Here is a 14,993-nt window from a genome sequence, read left to right on the forward strand (position 1 = left end):
AATGTTAAATATTAACTCCTCCGAACCTTTGGTAAGCGTGATTATCCCCACCTATAATCGCCTAGAATACCTAAAACAAGCTATTTCTAGTGCCGTTCAACAAACTTATCAAAATCTAGAAATTATCGTCTCTGATAATTGCAGTTTTGAAAATCCTCAAGCACTAGTTGAATCATTTCAAGATTCACGAATTAAATTTTGGCGACATAAAGAAAATATTGGGATGTTAGCTAACCAGTTTCATGGTTTTAAAATTGCACAAGGTAAATATGTAGCTAGTCTCCATGACGATGATATATGGAATGAGGATTTTTTATCTAAACTTGTTCCCAATTTAGAAGCAAATCCTCATCTAATTCTGGCATTTTGTGACCAATATATTATAGATAGTGATAGTAAAATTAATGTAGCTGCGACTGAAAACAATACCCGCAGTTATAAGCGAGATCAAATCACTCCGGGAGTTCATAAAAATTTTCATCAAATTGGCCTAATTGATAAAAGTATCCCCACTGCGGCTGCTTGTGTAATTAGAAATGGTCTCCTGAATTGGGATAATATTCCGGTAGAAGTTGATGGAATGTGGGATTTATATTTAACTTACCTTTGTTGTATTTCTGGTTATGGAGTTTATTATGTTCCCGAAAAATTAACCAAATATCGAGAGCATGAACAAACTGATACTATGCTCAGTGGTAGTCGCAATGTTCAAGCAAAAATCCGTAAAGGTAAAAGTGAGATATTCTGTTATCAAACTTTTATGGAAGATCAACGTTTACAAGAATTTAATTCTTACTTTAGAAACAAATGGCTAGAAGCTAATACAACTTTAGGAATCGGCTTATTACGAGATCAAAAAAATACAGATGCTCGTCGTTATTTCTGGCAAACTTTAAGTGAACAAAAATTTAATTTACGCACTTTAGTAGCTTTAATTATCAGTTTTATTCCTACCAATTTAACTAATAAAATCTGGAATATTTCCTAATTTAGTAAATTACAAGAGGTTATGAGTGAAAATTTGTATTGTTACCCACAAAATCAGAAAAGGCGATGGTCAAGGCAGAGTTAATTATGAAGTGGTTCAAGAAGCCATTCGTCGTGGTCATGATCTGACATTATTAGCTAGTGAAATTGCCCCAGAATTATCTGAAAATAATGCTGTTAATTGTATTTATATTCCAGTAGAAAGGTATCCTACGGAATTTATTCGCAATTTCATCTTTGCTAAAAAAAGTGCCGATTGGTTGCGTAAAAATCGAGCTAATTTGGATTTAATTAAAGTCAATGGTGCGATTACTATGGGGGCAAGTGATGTGAATGCCGTGCATTTTGTGCATGGTTCATGGTTGAATTCTTCTGTTCATATTTCTCGCACCCGTAAAGATTTGTATGGTTTATATCAATGGTTATTTACTGCGGCTAATGCCTATTGGGAAAAACAAGCTTTTCAGCAATCTAAAATTATCATTTCCGTCTCAGAAAAAGTGGCACAAGAATTAGTAAATATTGGTGTTTCTCGACAAAAAATTCGCGTAATTGTCAATGGCGTGGACTTACAAGAATTTGCGCCTGGTGTCAGTTCTCGGACTACATTAGGATTACCTGAAAACGTCAATTTGGCTTTGTTTGTCGGTGATATTCGCACACCCAGAAAAAATTTAGATACGATATTACAAGCTCTAAAAAAAGTTCCTAATTTACATTTAGCCGTAGTAGGAGACACCAAAGGAAGTCCATTTTTAGAATTAGCAAATAATTTAGGTATACGTGAACGAGTACATTTTTTGGGATATCGTCGAGATATTGCTAAAATTATGCAAGCAGCAGATTTATTTGTGTTTCCTTCCCGTTACGAAGCTTGCACTCTCGTACTGTTAGAAGCATTAGCTTCTGGACTTCCAACTATTACAGCCACCGCTACAGGAGGCGCAGAATTAGTCACAGCAGAAGCAGGAATTGTCTTGCCAGAAACGGATGACATTGATAGTTTAGCCACAAGTTTATCTATTTTAACCAGCGATCGCCCACTGCGTCAAAAAATGGGTAAAGTCGCCCGGACTATTGCTGAACAACATAGTTGGTCAAAAATGGCACAAACTTATTTAAATATATTTGAGGAGTTAATCACCCATGAGAAACACAGTTCTCATCCCCACCTATCGCCGTCCTCAAGACCTTGGCCGCTGTCTGAAAGCACTCCAACAGCAAACTAAATCCGTTGATCAGGCGATCATTGTTGTCAGAGATACAGACACAGAAACCCAGCAATTCCTCGAACAATTTCCAGCCCACATCCTCCCAGTACAAATTGTCACCGTCACCCAGCCGGGAGTCGTCGCCGCCCTCAATGCCGGACTCGCACAAGTACAGGGAGACATTGTTTCCATAACTGATGACGACGCTGCGCCCCATCCTGATTGGTTAGCTAAAATTAATACTCAATTCAGCGTTAATCATGCCATTGGTGGCGTTGGTGGCCGTGATTGGGTGTATCAAGGAAACAAATTAGAAAATGGTTCTCGTCCCATAGTTGGTAAATTGCAATGGTTTGGGCGCGTTATTGGCAACCATCACTTAGGAATTGGCTCACCCCGTGAGGTAGATGTCCTCAAAGGTGTAAATATGAGCTTTCGCACTCAAGCCATCGGCAAATTGTGTTTTGATGACAGAATGCAAGGAACAGGTGCACAAGTTCATTTTGAAATGTCCTTTGTTCTCACACTGAAACGTGCTGGATGGAAAATGATTTACGATCCTAGCATTGCAGTAGATCACTATCCAGCCCAACGATTTGATGAAGATCAACGCCACAATTTTAACAACACTGCCTTAATTAACTTAGTTCATAACGAAACCTTAATTTTATTAGAACATTTTTCTCCTCTGCGTCAAATTGTATTTTTATCCTGGTCAATTTTAGTTGGGACAAGGGAAAGTTTAGGAATATTTCAATGGTTAAGATTATTTCCCCAACAAGGAGAAATTGCTAGTAAAAAATTCCTTGCCTCTTTACAGGGAAGATGGTTAGGATATCAAAAATATAAAATGGAATCTCAAAAATTTGCCCTTGAAAAACAACATTTTGGCTATTAAATACCCTAACTCATATCCTCAATTTCTTAAAGAATTTGAGGATCTTTTTCCTAACTCAACTTTTTATAGAATATAGAATATTCAGATAAAAATGATTTCTAAACAAATACTTTTTAATACTGTTTTAAAAGAACAATTTTCTCCCCAAGATCGATCTGCCCAAAGTTGGATCATCATCCTTGGTTTTGTCTTTCTAATAACAGCTTGCTACTTTACAAGTACAGCTAGTTTACACCTCGTTTTTCCCGCTACATCTTTTCTAGTCGGCTTGTTTTTATACTTACGGCATCCCATTCACTATATTGGCTTCACATGGTGGATATGGTTTCTCACGCCCTTAATCACTCGTTTAGTTGACTATCGAGTTGGCTGGGATCCTACCCGACAAATGTTAATTGCACCTTATTTAGTCGTATTCCTGACCATATTCACCTTTTTAAAACATCTACCTAGCAGTCTTCGTCAAGGGGGACTGCCTTTTCTTTTAGCAGTCATAGGAGTTTCTTATGGATGTTTAATAGGTTTAATTTACAATCAACCACTCCCTGTAGTTCGGAGTTTTTTAGATTGGTTAAGTCCGATAATTTTTGCTTTTCACCTATTTTCTAATTGGCGAGATTATCCCACTTATCGTCAGCATCTCCAAAGAACTTTTATTTGGTGTGTAATCATCTTGGGATCTTACGGTGTTTATCAATTTGTTGTCGCTCCTGAATGGGATCGATATTGGCTAATCCAATCGAAAATGTTTACCAGTGCTGGAGATCCTATCCCCTTTGGAATGCGTATCTGGAGCACACTCCACTCATCAGGACCATTTGGGACTGTAATGCAGACTGGATTACTATTATTATTTACCACCACCGGTCCGTTAATTTTTCCTGCTTCTGCTGTGGGTTATTTATCGTTTTTACTTTCCCAAGTTCGTACCAGTTGGGGCGGCTGGTTGCTAGGAATAATTATGATTTTTGGTTCGGTAAAACCCCAGATTCAAATGCGATTAATGACCATAATTTTAGTGATGACAATTTGTGTTATCCCCTTGGTAACTATTGAACCTCTTTCTAAAGTCATTACTACTCGAATGGAAAGTTTTTCCAATTTAGAAAAAGATGGTAGCTTTAGAGATAGATCAGCTACCTATGACAGAAGTCTGAATTTAGCTCTTTCTAATGTTATCGGTAATGGCTTTGGAAATACCTGGAAAGTTAATGAAAAAACTGGACAAATAGAGGTAGTTGTTATTGATAGCGGCATTTTAGATATGTTTTTTACTTTGGGTTGGATTGGTGCTATACCTTATATTAGTGGGTTAGTATTGATGCTAATTACTGTTGGCAATTATACGGAAGGTCGTTTTGATAGTTTTCTCAGCGCTGCCCGTGCTATTGGTATCAGTTCTTGCGCCCAGTTAATTATCTATAGCGGAATGTTGAGTATTTCAGGGATGATTATGTGGGGATTTTTAGCAATGGCTATGGCAGGACATAAATACTATAGCAGAAGTCAGAAATTAGGACTTTGATTTACTCCTCCCCAAGCCTTTTATTCGGACGGGGAGGGTGTATTTCTTGAGGTTGGGAATTGCTATATCTAAACTAGAAACATCAGAAAAATCACAGTTCAAAAATTATTCAGATGCTAATAATTCTCGAATAATTCGAGTTACAGCTTTCTGGGTAACACGAGTAGCAATTTGTTGACCTAAAAGTTGAACTCCTGGATTAACAATGATTTGGGCTAATTGAGGAGCAAATTTTGTGGCATCAAAGCCTTTAGTTTCTCGCAAAATACCAGCAATACGTTTAATATATTCTAAGGTTTGTTGTTGTTCAACTGAGGCTGAGGGAATTTGATTAATTGCGGTGATTCCTACCCTTTCTCGCAGTACATAAGTAAAGTTATGCAAGGCATTTTTACTAACAGCATCTACACTGTTAAAAAATTCATCAATTAATCTATCACGAATAAATGAACCTCGTTTAGAAGATAAAAATTCTACTCCTTGATTAACAACTAAGTTAAGATCATATTCTTGGTTACTGCGGGCATTTTTTAACAAATTTTCTAAACGATTCCACCGGAATTTACCATCTTTAAAAAGTAACTCCTGTAATGATGTTCTTAATTCATCTGCGGGATCTGTTAATAGTCTTTTAGCAACATAAGGATAGGCTTCACTGAGAACTTTGAAATTTGGATCTATATAAATTGCAATTCCTTCTAAAGTAACAAGAGAACGAATAATTAAGGCGTAATAGGGTGGGACACGGAAAGGATATTCATACATTAAAGCCGATAAATCATCGGTGATGCTTTTAATATTCAAATCCGCCACACTTGCACCTTCCGCGTTAGCAAATACCTTAGCAAATGCAGGAATAATGGGGGTAAGGTCTGTTTCTGGAGTGAGAAATTCTAACTTTACATAGTCTTTTGCTAAACTATCAAATTCTCGGTTAACAACATGAACAATTGCCTCAATTAAACCATAGCGTTGGGCTGGTTTAACTTCGCTCATCATGCCAAAATCAAGATAGGCTAATTTACCATCCATTGTAGCTAATAAGTTGCCTGGATGGGGGTCAGCGTGGAAAAATCCATGTTCTAATAATTGACGTAAAGAACATTGAACACCAACTTCAATTAAATACCGTGCATTGACTCCTAAAGCGGCTATTTTTTCCGGTTGAGTTAATTTGATACCGTTAATCCATTCCATCGTTAAAACGCGACGGTTTGTGTATTCCCAGTAAATTTTTGGTACATAAATATCCTTCATGTTACCATATAATTCAAAAAAACGTTCTGCATTTTCGCCTTCATGAATATAGTCCATTTCTTCAAAAATGCGATCGCCTAACTCATCCAAAATCCCGACTAAATCACTACGTACCCGTTTGATATTTCGCTGTACCCAAGCAGCCAGTTTTCGCAAAATATACAAATCTATAGTAATTCGTTCCCGCAAATCTGGACGTTGTACTTTAATCGCTACTTCTTCCCCAGTTTTCAATCTTCCCTGATATACCTGTCCCAAGGAAGCCGCCGCAATCGGTTGTGACGATAATTCTGCATAAATTTCTGAGGGTGGCGCTCCCAATTCTTCCTCAATAAATTGGTAAGCTATTTCATTAGGAAAAGCTGGTAATTGATCTTGGAGTCTAGTTAGTTCTTCTAAGTAAATTGGTGGTACTAAATCTGGTCTGGTAGATAAAGCTTGACCGATTTTAATGTAAGCTGGACCCAATTTTGTTAATAGATCTCTGAGTTGAACAGCGCGACGGCGTTCATTTTTGACCAAAGTTCCCCATCGTTTATCCGACCATAATCCTAATATAAAGGCCAGAATTGGCTTGAGAACTGTGAAAATTCGCCGGATAACTTGCAGGAATCGACCATTATACTGTGTTTCTATTTCTACGGGATCATAAAGCACCGTCTCCGGTTCTAATCCCGCCATTACCCGGGCTTTGTGTCTTGGCTGTCGAGAAGCTTCAGCCGATTTGATGACTTTCTGTGTACTTTGTTCTGCTATTACCTCAATCACGGACAATTCGCCTCCGCGACTGTCCTCCTGACTTGTTCGAGAACTAGGGGGAAGTGTCTTAACCATCATGAAGAAGCCACCAGTTAAATCAACGTTGTTAAATATTGTAACAATATCTTGTCTTTTCGGGATATTTTCAACAGTTAGAAATTATTGTTTCTACTTTCTTTTTTATTTTCTGTTAACGCATTAAAATATACTTAGCTTTGAGCAATCTTGTTTAAGCTTAACTTGATTACTTTTCAGTATTATTAAGCTTTCCTGCATTTAAATTTATAATCTAAAATCAATCTAATTCTTGTGGGGTGAGCATCCCTGCCCGCCCTAATGTATAAACTATGTGCATTTTAGCTTATCAATATTCATCTGCATTGGTAAAGCTATTTTTTTCAATTTTTGATATTTTGCTTTAAATTATAAATAAGTGCGAACAATCCTATTTAAACTTAAATTATTACATTTTAGTTTTATTAAGCTTTCCTGCATTTAAATAGTATAATCTAAAATCAATCTAATTCTTGTGGGGTAAGCATCCCTGCCCGCCCTAATGTATAAACTATGTGCATTTTAGCTTATCAATATTTATCTGCATTGGTAAAGCTATTTTTTTCAATTTTTGATATTTTGCTTTTAATGACTTGTATTTCTGGGAGAATTGTACTTTTCAGGATTTTTTTGATTGGAGAATTTACAACAATTGACAAATTTTAAGATATGGATATTAATATGATTATATCCTGAAAATACAAATTTTATCATCAAGAAATGATTAAACATCTTCAAGGAAAAATAGCATTAGTCACAGGTGCTACCAGAGGTATTGGTAAAGGAATTGCAATTGGATTAGGTGAATCTGGCGCTACAGTGTATATTACAGGGCGAACTCTTGAACCTACTAATGATAGTCTTGGTGGTAGTTTACAAGAAACTCAAACCGCAGTCATAGAAGCTGGTGGAGTTTGTATTCCTATTCAAGTTAATCATAGTGATGATCAGCAAATTTGCCGACTTTTTGAACGGATTGAGAGAGAACAAAATGGTCAATTAGATATTTTAGTTAATAATGTTTATGCAGGAGTGCAATCCATAAGAGAAGCCTATGGTAAAACATTTTGGGAATTAGAACCGAGTTTTTGGGATGCTGCAAATAATGTAGGTTTACGAAGTCATTATGTAGCTAGTATTTATGCTGCAAGAATGATGACAAAAAGAAAACAGGGAATTATTTTTACTATTTCTTCTTGGGGAGGAATGTCTTATATTTTTAATGTTCCTTATGGTGTGGGAAAAAGTGCTTGTGATAGATTAGCTGCGGATATGGCTAAGGAATTAAAACAATATAATGTAACTTCTCTAGCTATTTATCCCGGTATTGTGGGTACAGAACAGATTACAAATTTTGCCAAAGAACAGAGTTCAGAAAATGGTAATTCTTCATTATTTGCTGATGGTTATAATTGGGAAACACCATTATTTACTGGTAGAGCGATCGCTAGTTTAGCAACTGATGCTAATATTATCAAATATACAGGTAAAATTCAAATTGTCGCTGAAGTTGCCAAGAAATATGGAATTGTAGATCAAAATGGTAATCGTCCTGTATCTTTACGTTCTTTGCGGTTTATTTTAGCAATGGCTATACCTTTTTTAAGAAATTATGCTTGGTTAATTCCTGATTTAACAATACCTTGGTTAGTGATTTTCTTCTTGATGATTAGCAGTAGATTTTAGGAATTGGGATTTTTTACAAAAGCCTATTAAAATCTTAATTTCTAGAGAAATAGTATACAATGAATAAAAATTCCTCAAGTAGTGAATTTATTAGGAAATTAAATGAATACAACTTAGCTTATGTTGTAGCAATTAGAAGTAATTATGGAGTCTGGATGCCATGTAATCAAAGAATTAGGGCGAATAAGGGTGTAAATTTGAAAGAACATTTAGCAATTAAAAATCAGAAACCACTCAAAAGTAGTAAGAAACAAGGGCGAGTTAATATCATTGCTGCCTATTCTAATGGTAAGTTATTCGCTCCGTTTACTGTTGAGGGTGCTTGTAACCGAAGCGTCTTTGAAACTTGGCTAGAAACTTGTTTGCTCCCATCACTAAAACCTGGACAAATAGTCATTGCAAACAATGCTATATTTCATAAAGGTGGACTAATTAAAGAATTAATTGAAGCCGCAGGATGTCAGTTAAAATACTTGCCGCCCTATTCGCCTGACCTTAATAAAATTGAGCGATGTTGGTCATGGTTAAAAAGCCGAATTCGCAAACAACTAATTCAATTTGACTCTTTCCGGGATGCTATGGAAGATGCGTTTCGTACAGCGTCCTAATCTCCCTGTCTATTGCTATATATAAAATATTAATGCAGGATTTATCCTAAAACTAGCTTTAATTCCCCCTGTTATGCACAAATATTCAACTAACATTTACCTGATAAAAACCCACCCCTCAATGCGTTAGGGGTGGGTAATTCATAAATTACATAAATTATGGATTAGGGAGAGTGGCAAATTAGAACATACCCATACCGCCCATACCGCCCATACCGCCCATACCGCCCATACCGCCCATACCGCCCATACCGCCCATACCGCCCATACCGCCCATACCGCCCATACCACCATCAGGTGATCCAGCGGCTTGTTTCTCAGGCTTTTGAGCAATAATGGCTTCAGTGGTTAGTACCATACCAGCAATAGAAGCGGCATTTTGTAAAGCAGAACGAACCACTTTTGCAGGATCAATAATACCAGCAGCAATTAAGTCTTCAAACTCGCCTGTAGCTGCGTTGTAGCCGATATTTAAACCAGTTTCTCTGACTCTGGCCACAATGACAGAACCTTCTGCCCCAGCGTTGTCTGCGATTTGCCGGAGGGGTGCTTCTAAAGCCTTTTGGACAATATCAGCGCCAATTCTTTCTTCAGGAGTGAGGCTGTTTTTAATTGCTTCTACCTTGCTAGATAGATAAATTAAAGTTGCACCACCACCGGGAACAATACCTTCTTCTACTGCTGCTTTGGTGGCATTGAGTGCATCTTCAATCCGCAATGTTCTGTCCTTGAGTTCGGTTTCTGTAGCTGCACCGACTTTAATCACGGCAATACCACCAGCTAACTTAGCAATGCGTTCTTGCAGTTTTTCAGTATCATAATCGGAATCTGTTGCCGCCAATTGTTTGCGAATTTGCTCAATCCGTATTTGGATTTCTGGTTTAGCAACATTACCAGCCACAATAGTGGTATTTTCCTTGTCAATGTGGATTTTCTCTGCAGTTCCCAACATTTCCAAAGTGGCAGTATCTAAGCTCAAGCCAATTTCTTCAGAAATCATTTGTCCATTGGTGAGAATGGCAATATCTTCTAACATAGCTTTGCGGCGTTCGCCAAAACCGGGAGCTTTAATAGCAGCTACAGCCAAGACACCACGCGCTTTATTGACAACCAGAGTTGCTAAGGCATCACCATCTACATCTTCTGCAATAATCAATAAAGGCTGACCTAAACGAGCAACTTTTTCGAGAATGGGGACTAGATCTTGAATGCTGCTGATTTTTTTATCGACAATCAGGATGCGGGCGTTTTCAAACTCTACTGTCATTCGTTCATTGTTGGTGATGAAGTAGGGAGAAATATAACCTCTGTCAACCTGCATCCCTTCAACTACTTCTAGTTCAGTGATTAGAGATTTGGATTCTTCAACGGTGATAACACCATCTTTACTCACTTTTTCCATGGCCAATGCCAGCATATTGCCAACTTCAGCGTCATTGCCAGCGGAGACTGTGGCAACTTGAGCGATCGCACTGCCTTCTACAGGTTTAGCGATCTTAGCAATTTCCTTTACCAGAGCCTCAACGGTTTTATCAATACCCCGTTTTAAGCTGATGGGATTTGTCCCTGCAGCTACATTCTTTAAACCTTCCTTAATCAAGGCTTGTGCTAGAACTGTGGCAGTGGTGGTTCCATCGCCAGCTACATCTTTAGTTTTTGATGCTACTTCTTGAATCAACTTAGCACCAGTATTTTCTAAAGGGTCTTCTAACTCAATCTCTTTGGCAACAGTGATACCGTCGTTGACAATTTGGGGGATACCGAATTTTTTCTCTAATAGGACGTTACGACCTCTTGGACCTAAGGTGATTTTCACGGCATCCGCTAATGCGTTGATGCCTCTTTCTAAAGCCCGCCGTGATTCTTCATTAAATGCAATAATTTTAGTCATGTTTTATTTTTCCATTGCTTCCATTAGACAATTTAGCACTCACTGACCAAGAGTGCTAATCTCTTGCCACAATTTAGATTATGAACCACAATCCCAAAATTGACTAATATTAACAGTTGATACTTATGTTTGACCATAAAACTGATGATTATATTGGGAGCAAATGAACCTACTAGTCAACTCCCTTAAATCCCTTGGCATTGCTGACCCTAGCGGTTCCGGCTGGTTAGCTGTAGTCTTTACATTTCTATTAGCTTTAGTTGTTACTTGGCGTTTAATTCCCACAATTCGTAAATTTGCCTTAGAGGTAGGTTGGGCAGATCAACCCAATGCTCGACGCTTGAATCAAGAACCCTTACCTAATGCGGGCGGTTTGGCAATCTATGCCGGGGTGATTGCGGCTTTGGTCTTGGCTAGTCTCTTGCGGCCAATTGAACTCCAAGGGGTTTTGGCTCAGGTCTTAACAATTCTTCTGGGTGGTTCAATTTTAGTATTAGTGGGTTTTATTGATGATCAGTTTAGCTTACCTCCATCTGTGCGACTTTGGGCGCAGGTAACGACAGCACTATTGCTAGTTGGTAATGGTATTAGCATTAAAGTGGTTTTTGGTACACCCATTGATTCTCTCCTGTCTATGGCCTTAACGGTGTTGTGGGTGGTGGGGATTACTAATGCTATTAACCTGATGGATGGTATGGATGGTTTAGCTGGTGGCATTAGCTTTATTACTGCCATCAGTTTATTAGGAGTTTCTGCCCAGTTTGATAATCGGGCGGCAGCGACTTTAGTTTTAGCAGCTTTGGGAGGGGCTGCGCTGGGCTTTTTACGCCATAATTTTCACCCCTCACACATAATTATGGGTGATGCTGGAGCGTACTTTTTTGGCTATGTGTTAGCAGCAACCAGCATCTTAGGTAAACTCCAATTAAATACAATCTATGCCCTAATCCCGACAGTTTTATTCCTGTTGTTGCCAGTTCTTGACACTACTCAAGTTTTTGTACGTCGGCTCATGGCAGGTAAAAACCCTCTGAGTACACCAGGTAAAGACCACTTACATCACCGCTTGTTAGCCTGGGGACTATCTCAAAGAAATGCAGCTTTTATCCTTTGGTCAATTACTTTAGGTTGTAATTTGCTGGCTATGAAGATCCAGGGGATGAGTTTTTTCGTAATTCTGGCTACTGCGGTCGGTATTATCTTGCTGTTAGGACTAACGCTTTGGCAAAGAATATTGAATAATCGCTGAATAGGAAACAGAAATTTTACGACTGAAAACGAACAATTGACCACTGACAAATTACATGACCATACCACCATCAACGTTAAATACTTGTCCTGTGATATAAGCTGCTGCTGGATCTGATGCTAAAAAGCGCACCATACCGGCAATTTCTTCTGGTTTACCAAAACGCCCCAGGGGGATATATTGTAGGATGCCTTCAGCGTTAATATCACTGGTCATGTCAGTGGTAATAAAACCGGGAGCAACGGCATTTACCGTAATCCCACGGGAGGAAAGTTCTTTAGCTACGGTTTTGGTAAAACCAATTACCCCGGCTTTGGCGGCACTGTAGTTGGCTTGTCCGGGATTACCCATTTGTCCAGCGACGGAAGCGATGTTAATAATCCGCCCAGAACGTTGTTTCAGCATAATTTTACTTACTGCTTTGGTGCATAAAAATACGCCAGTTAAGTTAAGGTCTATAACTGCTTGCCATTCTTCTAATTTCATTCTTAATAGCAGGGTATCACGAGTAATACCTGCATTATTAACTAGTATATCTACGCGCTGCAATTTTTCCAAGGTGGTTTTAATGAGTGTGTCTACTTGATTTTCTTGAGAAACATCTGCTTTGAGGGCGAAAGCTTCGCCTCCTGATGCTGTAATTTCTGCTACTACTTGATCCGCTGCGGTACTGGAACTAGCATAGTTAATAACCAATTTTGCACCTTGAGCGGCCAATTGGAGAGCAATCGCTTTACCAATGCCTCGTGATGCACCTGTGACAATTGCAACCTGATTTTTTAATAAATTCATCTATTTTTCCTCAATTTTTGGAGATACCGCGCTAATTATCTTATAATCTTAAGTTATACGGAAGTGAAAAATTCATTAATAAAGCTAGTTAGTTAAGAATATATCGAAATTGCTGCTGATGTATAAAGTCGAAAACCCTGACTTGCTGTTATTTCTGCTGAGGTACAGAGCATAGTAGTTCTAAAATTTTAGCGATAATTGTTTTTTATGGGAAAATTATGCCAAAATATACAGAAATCCTTCTGTATGATCATGATTGGGCAAACATTACGACAGCGTTATAAAATTACCAAGGAGTTAGGAAAAGAGGGGATTGGCAAAACCTATTTAGCTGAGTACCCGGTTGATTTGCCTGTTACTCCTCAGTATCACTGTGTTATTAAAGAACTTATCAAACCCTGGAAACCAGATTTAGATCCATTAGATACAGAAGAAAGGTTTAAAAAGGAAGCGGCAGTTTTATTTACTTTGGGAAAAAACCATGCCCAAATTCCTGAACTGTATGATTTTTTTGAGGAAAATAAAAAATTTTATCTTGTTCAAGAGTACATTCATGGACAAGATTTGAGTTATGAAATAAGTTCGGGTCAAAAATGGAGTGAGGTTGAGGTAATTAAATTTTTGGAAGAAATTTTAGAAGTGCTAACTTTTCTCCATGAACAAAATGTTATTCACCGAGATATTCAACCATTAAATTTAATACGCCGTTATTCTGATAATAAACTGGTTTTGATTGACTTTGCAGTATTTAAAGAAATCAGCACTTTGGAAGTGAATGCTCAAGGAAAAATAACTAGTGCTATTCCTATTGGTACTCCCGGTTATATGCCAAATGAACAGTTTAATGGATATCCTCAATTATGCAGTGATATTTATGCTCTGGGGATGACAGCAATTCAAGCAATAACTGGATTATCACCTCAGGAATTAGGAAGAGATACCAACACATTAGAGGTTATTTGGAGAGAAGAAGCTCAAATAAGTGAAGCATTGGCAGATATCCTCACCAAGATGGTTAGATATCATTACAAAGATAGATATACAGATGCTCATGAAACTTTACAAACTTTAAAACAAGCTGGGTTATTTTCAGAATTTTCTGCCACCTCACTACACCCAATTAAGATTGATGACAAGTATGGCTATATAGACCAGACAGGAAGGGTAGTTATTCAACCCCAATTTGATAGTGCTAGGAATTTTTCTGGAGGTATGGCAGTTATCCAAATGGGTAAAAAGTATGGTTTTATTGATAAAAAAGGGTATCTAGTCATACCACATCAATTTGATATTGCTTGGAATTTTTCTGAAGGTTTAGCCATGGTAAAGATAGACAATGAATATGGCTATATTAACAAAAGTGGGCAGTTATTTATACCACATCAATTTGATTTTGCTGAGAACTTTTCCGAAGGTTTAGCTATGGTGAAAATAGATAATAAACATGGCTATATTGGCAAAAGTGGACAGTTTGTGATCCCTCCTCAATTTGATATTGCTTTGAACTTTTCCGAAGGTTTAGCAATGGTAAATCTGGATGAAAAATATGGTTATATTGGCAAAAGTGGACAGTTTGTCATCCCTCCTCAATTTGATGATGCTTTGAGTTTTTTAGAAGGTTTAGCCATGGTGAAGATAGATAATAAATATGGCTATATTAACAAAACTGGACAGTTTATGATCCCACCTCAATTTGATTTTGCTGAGAATTTTTCTGAAGGTCTAGCAATAGTTATGATCAATGAAAAATGGGGCTATATTGGCAAAAGTGGACAGTTTATGATTCCACCTCAATTCGATTTTGCTTGGAACTTTTCCGAGGGTTTAGCATCTGTTGAGATAGACAATAAATATGGCTATATTGACAAAAGTGGACAGTTTATGATTCCACCTCAATTTGATATTGCTGGGTACTTTTTTGAAGGTATCGCAATGGTAAAAATTGGCGAACAAGAACGTTATATAGATAAGAAAGGAAGGTTTATTTATTAGTTGATAAATTAAAAGTTTTTGTGAATAGGACTTACGCAAAATATTCCTCAAGCCCTTAATTGATAATGTTTCAATAGCCGGATG

11 protein-coding genes and 1 pseudogene are annotated in these 14,993 nt (G+C 37.7%); 9 read left to right on the top strand and 3 right to left on the bottom strand.

Annotated features, from left to right (window positions below; translation table 11 throughout):
• Position 1: 1 nt before the first annotated feature.
• The 4 genes from H6G44_RS07535 (at position 2) to H6G44_RS07550 (ending at position 4,621) form a co-directional block, all read left to right on the top strand.
• A complete protein-coding gene (locus tag H6G44_RS07535; RefSeq protein WP_190385883.1) occupies positions 2-988 on the top strand; it encodes a glycosyltransferase family 2 protein in 987 nt (328 codons plus the stop codon).
• 25 nt (positions 989-1,013) lie between these two features.
• Positions 1,014-2,216: a glycosyltransferase family 4 protein gene (locus tag H6G44_RS07540; protein ID WP_190385884.1), complete on the top strand. Its 1,203-nt coding sequence runs from the start codon at positions 1,014-1,016 to the stop codon at positions 2,214-2,216.
• Complete coding sequence (locus H6G44_RS07545) at positions 2,134-3,096, top strand: glycosyltransferase family 2 protein (protein WP_190385885.1); 963 nt, start codon at positions 2,134-2,136, stop codon at positions 3,094-3,096. The genes H6G44_RS07540 and H6G44_RS07545 overlap by 83 nt, the downstream gene beginning before the upstream one ends.
• A gap of 91 nt (positions 3,097-3,187) precedes the next feature.
• A complete protein-coding gene (locus H6G44_RS07550) occupies positions 3,188-4,621 on the top strand; it encodes an O-antigen ligase family protein (protein WP_190385886.1) in 1,434 nt (477 codons plus the stop codon).
• A 105-nt stretch (positions 4,622-4,726) separates the two neighbouring features.
• Here the strand turns inward: H6G44_RS07550 and H6G44_RS07555 are convergent, their stop codons facing one another.
• On the bottom strand, positions 4,727-6,715 hold the full coding sequence (locus H6G44_RS07555) for an ABC1 kinase family protein (RefSeq protein ID WP_190385887.1): 1,989 nt from the start codon (positions 6,713-6,715) through the stop codon (positions 4,727-4,729).
• 699 nt (positions 6,716-7,414) lie between these two features.
• Here H6G44_RS07555 and H6G44_RS07560 point away from each other — a divergent pair.
• The 3 genes and pseudogenes from H6G44_RS07560 (at position 7,415) to H6G44_RS07565 (ending at position 8,985) form a co-directional block, all read left to right on the top strand.
• Entirely contained in the window at positions 7,415-8,377 is a 963-nt protein-coding gene (locus tag H6G44_RS07560) for an SDR family NAD(P)-dependent oxidoreductase (protein WP_190385933.1), read from the top strand.
• Positions 8,378-8,454: 77 nt separating this feature from the next.
• Positions 8,455-8,594, top strand: a pseudogene (locus H6G44_RS20240) (IS701 family transposase); the annotation flags it as partial.
• The gene (locus H6G44_RS07565; RefSeq protein WP_375379330.1) at positions 8,575-8,985 is read left to right on the top strand and encodes a transposase; all 411 of its coding nucleotides are present in this window, start codon (positions 8,575-8,577) and stop codon (positions 8,983-8,985) included. The pseudogene H6G44_RS20240 and the gene H6G44_RS07565, both read left to right, overlap by 20 nt.
• A gap of 181 nt (positions 8,986-9,166) precedes the next feature.
• Here the strand turns inward: H6G44_RS07565 and groL are convergent, their stop codons facing one another.
• Positions 9,167-10,876: a chaperonin GroEL gene (gene groL / locus H6G44_RS07570; RefSeq protein ID WP_190484286.1), complete on the bottom strand. Its 1,710-nt coding sequence runs from the start codon at positions 10,874-10,876 to the stop codon at positions 9,167-9,169.
• 163 nt (positions 10,877-11,039) lie between these two features.
• On the opposite strand from groL, the gene H6G44_RS07575 reads away from it, so the two are divergent.
• The gene (locus H6G44_RS07575) at positions 11,040-12,125 is read left to right on the top strand and encodes an MraY family glycosyltransferase (protein WP_190385890.1); all 1,086 of its coding nucleotides are present in this window, start codon (positions 11,040-11,042) and stop codon (positions 12,123-12,125) included.
• A 51-nt stretch (positions 12,126-12,176) separates the two neighbouring features.
• Here H6G44_RS07575 and fabG read toward each other — a convergent pair whose 3' ends face one another.
• Positions 12,177-12,917 (bottom strand): 3-oxoacyl-[acyl-carrier-protein] reductase, encoded by a 741-nt coding sequence (gene fabG / locus H6G44_RS07580; protein ID WP_190385891.1) that lies wholly within the window; start codon positions 12,915-12,917, stop codon positions 12,177-12,179.
• Positions 12,918-13,163: 246 nt separating this feature from the next.
• Between fabG and H6G44_RS07585 the strand changes: the two genes are divergently transcribed.
• Positions 13,164-14,909: a WG repeat-containing protein gene (locus H6G44_RS07585; RefSeq protein WP_242031680.1), complete on the top strand. Its 1,746-nt coding sequence runs from the start codon at positions 13,164-13,166 to the stop codon at positions 14,907-14,909.
• The last annotated feature ends 84 nt before the right edge of the window (positions 14,910-14,993 follow it).

It is taken from the genome of Aphanizomenon flos-aquae FACHB-1287, assembly GCF_014698755.1.
Classification (GTDB): Bacteria; Cyanobacteriota; Cyanobacteriia; order Cyanobacteriales; family Nostocaceae; genus Dolichospermum; species Dolichospermum flosaquae.